General features: G+C 39.0%; 1 protein-coding gene. It reads right to left on the bottom strand.

All coding sequences use genetic code 11. The features are described from left to right. Positions 1-53: 53 nt before the first annotated feature. Positions 54-1,129 (bottom strand): IS3-like element ISAba20 family transposase gene (locus FTU98_RS13805; protein ID WP_180051565.1). Its coding sequence is split into 2 segments (ribosomal slippage): positions 54-877 and positions 877-1,129, totalling 1,077 coding nucleotides; the frame shifts between segments, so codons are not numbered across the junction. Between the last annotated feature and the right edge of the window lie 73 nt (positions 1,130-1,202).

Genomic DNA, 1,202 nt, shown 5'->3' with positions numbered 1-1,202 from the left:
GGTAATACCCCCATTTTTAATTGAATTAATGGGTAGAAAATCTAAAGCCCTTGTTATTGTTTAAAAATAGGTGGACAACCATTTACTGACATATGAGGTCGTTCATGATTATAAAAGTACTGCCAGTCAGTTGTATAGTCCTGCACCTCGCTCAGATCTCGAAATAAATATTGATTTAGACACTCATAACGTACTGTACGATTAAATCGCTCAACATATGCATTTTGCTGTGGATTGCCTGGTTGAGTAAATACATGCTCAATACCATGCTGATCACACCACTTTTCCATCAGCTCACTTATATACTCTGGGCCGTTGTCGGTTCTAATGCGTTTAGGTTTGCCTCGCCATTCAATGAGCTGATCAAGTCCTCTCAGTACACGTTCTGCTGGCAATGAAAAGTCAATCAATATATCCAATGACTCGCGATTATAGTCATCAATCACGTTGTGAACTCGATAACTACGTCCATCACTGAGTTGATCATGCATAAAGTCCATTGACCATGATTCATTCTTAGCTGTCGGTACTGCAAGGGGTTCTGGCTGTTCTCGTTTAATCCGCTTATTAGGCTTGATTCTTAAATTAAGCTCAAGCTCCTTATAAATGCGATAGACACGTTTGTGGTTCCATTTGTATTTTTTAACATTACGCAAATACAGGAAACAAAGCTTGAAGCCCCATGTTTTATGATCATTGGTTAATTGAATCAACCATTCGGCAATCTGTTGATTCTCTTCATCTAAACGAGCTTTATAGCGATAACACGTTTGACTGACTTTAAAAATTAAGCAGGCCATGCTGATTGAAATCTTAAATTGCTCAGTAGCTTGCTGAGCAAGTGACTTTCGCTGAACAGGCCTTAAAACTTTTTTAAAAGTGCATCTTGCAAGATGTCTGACTTTAGCCGCTCATCAGCATACATGCGTTTTAAACGGGCATTTTCAGCCTCAAGTTCTTTAAGCCGCGTCATCATTGAAAGATCCATGCCGCCATATTTGGACTTCCACTTGTAGAATGTAGCAGAGCTCATACCATGTTCGCGGCACAAGTTCGGTATGGGTGTTCCTGCTTCAGCTTGCTTCAAGATACTCATGATCAAGCTGTCTGAATACTTAGATGTTTTCATAGAAAATCTCCTTAAATCAAGGTTATTCGATTTTCTACTTTTAAACTCAATTATTTTTAGGGAGGATTACCCT

Source organism: Acinetobacter sp. YH12211 (assembly GCF_013418015.1).
Lineage (GTDB): Bacteria > Pseudomonadota > Gammaproteobacteria > Pseudomonadales > Moraxellaceae > Acinetobacter > Acinetobacter towneri.
The sequence above is the reverse complement of the archived record's forward strand: the minus strand, read 5'-3'. Positions and strand labels throughout refer to the sequence as shown.